This is a genomic window from Halobacterium sp. CBA1126 (genome assembly GCF_009741975.1).
Taxonomy (GTDB): domain Archaea; phylum Halobacteriota; class Halobacteria; order Halobacteriales; family Halobacteriaceae; genus Halobacterium.
Map to the genome: position 1 here is coordinate 1 of NZ_WPCF01000144.1, position 5,230 is coordinate 5,230.

A 5,230-nucleotide genomic window follows, 5' to 3' on the forward strand; every position below is an offset into this window, starting at 1 on the left:
GCGTCGGCGGCGTCGGCGGCCATCGCGGAGCGGACGCGCCGCGGTTCGACGCCGGCCTCGCTGGCGACGTACTGGACGAACGCCTCGCGGAACTCGTCGGTGCCCTCCACGCCCTGCGAGCGCACGTCCTCGAGCACGTCGAAGGTGTCGCGTTCGAGGCGTTCGAGGTCGCTCGCGCGCTCCCGGAGCCGGTCGAGTTTCGCGTCCGCGCCGTCCGCGACCCCGCTCCCGGTGAGGTGGCGGAGCGCGTCCGCGGCGTCCTCGAGCGCGTCCCGGTCGAGGTCCGTGACCGCCGCGAACACGCCCGCCTCGTCGCCGACGACGTCCTGCAGGGCGAGCGCGGTCTCGACGGCCGCGCGCTGGCTGTCGCCCGCGTCGTCGTGCGCGTCGAACGTGTCGAGGACGGCTTCCTTGGTCTCGCCGTCGAGGCGCGCCCACGTCTCGCGGGCGGCCTGCACGTCGTCGAGGCGCTCGCGCATCTCGTCGCGGTCGGTCAGCGGCGTCCGCACCCGAATCCGGTCGGCGGCGCCGGGCGTGACCGCGTAGTCCGCGGCGAGCGCGACGAGTTCCTTGTAGACGGCGCGGGCGTCGTCGGTCGCGAGCGCGTCCATCCCCTCGCCGCCGTTCGAGCGCCGCAGGATGCGCGTCGCCCGTCCCCGCGAGATGCCGGCGTCGACGAGCGCGCGGACGTCCGCGGACTCGATGGCGTCGACGGCGTCCGCGACGCCGAGTTCGGTCTCCAGTTTCTCGGCGGTCTTCGGGCCGACCCCCCAGTACTCCTCTAAGCGCATGTACCTGCGAGTGGGCGGCGACGTGGGTAAAGCGTTACGCGGACTCCGGAGCGTCGAGCAGGGCACGAACCGCGTCCGCGTCGGGGAGCGCGGCCATCCCGCCGGTCTCCGTGGTCGCGAGCGCGGCCGTCGCGTTCGCGTACCGCAGCACGTCCGCGAGTCCAGACGCCCCCATCCCGGGCTCGTAGGCCGCGAGCGCGCCGGCCGTGAACGCGTCGCCCGCGCCGGTCGTGTCCACGACGGTCACGTCGAACGCGGGTTCGGAGCGCGCGACGCGCTCGCAGCTCGGGAGGTCCGCGGCGACTGTCGCGCCTGCCCCGCCGCGCGTGAGGAACACAGTGTCCGGCCCGTAGTCGAGCAGGTCGGTGGCGACGCCTTCGGCGTCGCTGCGGGCGCGCTCCGCGAGACCGAGCGGCCGGAGGTCGTCGGGGCTACAGAACAGGAGGTCCGCGAGCCCGAGCGCGTCCCGAATCGCGCCGTCCGCGTCCGCGGGGTCGTCCCAAAGGTCGGGGCGCGCGTTCGGGTCGAACGACACCAGACAGCCGGCGTCTCGGGCGCGCTCGGCGAGGTCGATAGTCGCCTCGCGGCCCGCATCGTCCGCGAGCGCGACGCCGCCGAGGTGGACGCAGTCGAAGGCGGCGAGCGCGCTGTCGGGGACCGTCCCCGTCTCGAACGCGAGCGTCGCGGTGTCGGCCTCGTAGAACGAGAACGAGCGGTCGCCCTCGGGCGTCGGACTGACGACGGTGAGCGCGGTGGCGGCGTCGCCCTCGACGACGAACGCGCCGTCGAGGCCGCGGTCCCCGAGCTTGTCCCGGAGGTACGCGCCGAACGCGTCGTCGCCGAGGCGCGTCCAGAGTTCCGGCGGGCTATCGAGGCGGGCGAGGCCGGCGGCGACGTTCGCTGGCGCGCCGCCGGCGCGGTGGACGAAGCCATCGACGGCCGCGAGGTCGCCGGGACCGTCCGGGAACAGGTCGACGAGCGTCTCCCCCGCGACGAGGATTCGGTCGGTGCGCACGCCTCCGCCGACGCCCTACTGGCACTTAGTCTTCGGCGGGCTCCCGGAGCGCGGTCGAGACCGAGCGGAGACCGACGCGTTATTTCCCTCCCTCTCCGAACCCGGAGGCGATGAGCTTCGACATCACCGCCGCCCGGGTCGTCCACGTCGTCTTCGGCGCGGCGTGGACCGGGAGCACGCTCGCCGTCGCGCTGTTCGTCGTGCCCGCCGCCCGCCGCGGCGTGCTCGACGCCGCGCCCGTGGAGTGGATAGCCGACCGCTTCGCGAAACTGAGCGTCGCCAGCGTCCTCGCGATGCTGTTGACGGGCGGCCACCTCGCCGGCAACCTCTACACGTTCGAGGCGCTCGCGGGGTCGTCGCGCGGCCACCTCGTGGTGGGAATGACCGGCCTCTGGCTGGTGCTCGCTGGGCTCGGCCACCTCGGCACGAACCGGCTCACCGCCGGCCACGACGTCGAGTCCGCGGCCGACGACGCGACGCCGTGGTTCGGTGCCGCGGGCGTCGTGAGCGTCGCGCTGCTCGTGCTCGCCGGCCTGCTCTGACGGGCGCGAGGGCCCGCAATCGGTGAGCATAACAGCGCCCGCCCCGTTGCCTTCGCCCATGGACGCGGCGCTCGGGCCACCCGACCAGATGGCCGAAAACGAGGGCGACCTGACGCCGATGATGAGCCAGTACTTCGAGCTCACGCGGCGCTACGAGGACGCGCTCGTGCTGTTCCAGGTCGGGGACTTCTACGAGCTCTTCTGTGACGCGGCGGAGGCTGCCGCCCGCATCTGCGAGATCACGCTGACGGCGCGCGAGGACTCGACCGGCGAGTACCCGATGGCGGGCGTGCCCATCGACAACGCGGAGCCGTACATCGACGACCTGCTGGACGCGGGCTACCGGGTCGCGGTCGCGGACCAGGTGCAGGACCCCGACGAGGTCTCCGGGGTCGTCGACCGCGCGGTGACGCGGGTGGTGACGCCGGGGACGCTGACCGAGGACGAGCTGCTCGCGGGCGACGACAACAACTTCGTGGCGGCGCTCAGCGCGGCGGACGACGGGGCGCGCAGCGCCGCGGGAACAGCGAGCGGGGAGTCCCGCGAGCCGGGCGGGTTCGGGCTCGCGCTGCTGGACGTCTCCACGGGCGACTTCTACGCGACGAGCCTGCCGAACGCCGAGCGGGTGCGGGACGAGCTCGGGCGGTTCGCGCCCGCGGAGCTCGTGACGGGGCCGGAGGTCGCCGCGGAGCGCTTCGAGGACGGGACGTTCGTCGCGGCGTACGAGGACGCGGCGTTCGACGGCGAGCGCGCCCGCGAGACCATCGAGGCGTACTTCGGGAGCGTGGACGCGCTGGCGACCGACGCCGAGGTGGCGGCCTGCGGCGCGCTGCTGGACTACGCCGAGTACACGCGGGGCGGCGAGGACGGCGACCGGCTGGACTACCTGAACCACTTGACGCGGTACGACCCCCGCGAGTACCTCCAGCTGGACGCGGTGGCGCTCCGGAGCCTAGAGGTGTTCGAGCAGCGCAGCGTCCACGGCGCGGAGGGCACGGCGCTCGTGGACGTCCTCGACGAGACGGCGTGCGCGCTCGGCCGGCGGACGCTGACGGACTGGCTGCGCCGGCCGCTGACCGACGCCGAGGAGATCGAGGCGCGCCACGAGGCCGTCGGCGAACTGCTCGCGGACCCCCTGACGCGGGAGGAGCTCCACGAGCACCTGCGGGACGTCTACGACGTGGAGCGCCTGATTTCCCGGGTCTCGCGGGGCCGGGCGAACGCCCGCGACCTCCGCGCGCTGAAGGACACCCTCGACGTGGTGCCCGAGATTCGCGGCTTGCTCGCGGACGCGGACAGCGACAAGCTCCGGGAGCTGCGCGCGAGCCTCGACGACCTCCCGGAGATTCGAGACCTGCTGTCGCGGGCCATCGTCCCCGACCCGCCCCAGGAGCTCACGGAGGGCGGCGTCATCCGGGACGGCTACGACGAGACCCTCGACGACCTGCGGGAGACCGAGCGCTCGGGCAAGCGGTGGATCGACGACCTCGAAGCGCAGGAACGGGAGCGCACGGGCGTCGACTCGCTGAAGGTCGGGCACAACGCGGTCCACGGCTACTACATCGAGGTGACGAACCCGAACCTCGACGCCGTCCCCGAGGACTACCAGCGCCGGCAGACGCTGAAGAACGCCGAGCGGTTCGTCACGCCCGAGCTGAAGGAACGCGAGGACGACATCGTGCGCGCCGAGCAGCGCTCCCAGGACCTCGAGTACGAGCTGTTCTGCGAGGTCCGGGACCGGGTCGCCGAGGAGGCCGAGCGCGTGCAGGCGACGGCGGCGGCGGTCGCGGCCGTGGACGCGCTCGCGTCGTTCGCCACCGTGGCGGCGAGCCACGACTACGCGCGCCCCGAGGTGGGCGGCGACGGCATCCACGTGGAGGGCGGCCGCCACCCCGTGGTGGAGCGCACGGAACCGGGGTTCGTGCCGAACGACACCGACCTCACGCCAGACCGCCGGGTCGCGGTCGTCACGGGGCCGAACATGAGCGGGAAGTCGACGTACATGCGGCAGGTCGCCCTCATCGTGTTGCTCGCGCAGGCCGGGAGCTTCGTGCCGGCGGCGAGCGCGGACCTCCGGGTGGTCGACCGCATCTTCACTCGCGTGGGCGCCAGCGACGACATCGCCGGCGGGCGCTCGACGTTCATGGTGGAGATGACCGAGCTCTCGTCGATTCTGCGCGCCGCCACCGAGGACTCGCTCGTCCTGCTGGACGAGGTGGGCCGCGGCACGTCCACGACGGACGGGCTCGCCATCGCGCGCGCCGTCACCGAGTACGTCCACGACGAGCTCGGCGCGACGACGCTGTTCGCCACCCACCACCACGAGCTCACGGCGGACGCCGAGCGCCTCGCGGACGCCGTGAACCTCCACTTCGGCGCGACGAGGAGCGGGGACGGCGTCCGGTTCGAGCACGAGGTCCGCGAGGGCCCGGCGACGGCCTCCTACGGTGTCGAGGTCGCGGAGACCGCGGGCGTCCCGGAGCCGGTCGTCGAGCGCGCCCGCGAGTTCCTCGACGCGGCTGACGTGGAAGCCGAAGTGAGCGACGACGAGACGGCGGCCGCGGACGGCGACGTAGCAGCGGAGCTCCGGGACGTGAACGTCGCCGAGCTGACGCCGGTGGAGGCGCTGAACGTCCTGAACGACCTCAAGCGCGACCTCGACTGACTACTCGACGGGCGAGAAGGAGAGGCCGTTCGCCGCGAGCAGCCGGCGGGTCTTCTCCGTGATTTCGGGGGCGACGAGCACGCCGCGCACGTCGGCGTCCGCGTGGAGGTCGCGGCGGAGCGCGTTCACGTACCGCTCTAGCTGCGACGCCGCGGACGGGCCGACGCGGCGGGCCTTGAGTTCGGCGACGACGACGGCGCCGTCGCGACTGGCGGTG

The 5,230-nt window shown here is 73.5% G+C and carries 4 protein-coding genes and 1 pseudogene; 2 read left to right on the forward strand and 3 right to left on the reverse strand.

The window, feature by feature from the left end:
* Both GJ634_RS14015 and GJ634_RS14020 read right to left on the reverse strand, forming a co-directional pair.
* Positions 1 to 791: pseudogene (locus GJ634_RS14015) on the reverse strand (DNA mismatch repair protein); the annotation flags it as partial.
* A gap of 34 nt (positions 792 to 825) precedes the next feature.
* A complete protein-coding gene (locus GJ634_RS14020) occupies positions 826 to 1,806 on the reverse strand; it encodes a carbohydrate kinase (RefSeq protein WP_331714191.1) in 981 nt (326 codons plus the stop codon).
* A 110-nt stretch (positions 1,807 to 1,916) separates the two neighbouring features.
* Between GJ634_RS14020 and GJ634_RS14025 the strand changes: the two genes are divergently transcribed.
* A complete protein-coding gene (locus tag GJ634_RS14025; RefSeq protein WP_157503485.1) occupies positions 1,917 to 2,348 on the forward strand; it encodes a CopD family protein in 432 nt (143 codons plus the stop codon).
* Between the two features lie 58 nt (positions 2,349 to 2,406).
* Positions 2,407 to 5,013: a DNA mismatch repair protein MutS gene (gene mutS, locus GJ634_RS14030; RefSeq protein WP_157503486.1), complete on the forward strand. Its 2,607-nt coding sequence runs from the start codon at positions 2,407 to 2,409 to the stop codon at positions 5,011 to 5,013.
* On the opposite strand, the gene GJ634_RS14035 is transcribed toward mutS, so the two are convergent.
* On the reverse strand, positions 5,014 to 5,230 hold a 217-nt coding region (locus tag GJ634_RS14035), incomplete at its 5' end, for an endonuclease NucS domain-containing protein (RefSeq protein WP_157503487.1). It abuts the gene before it with no gap.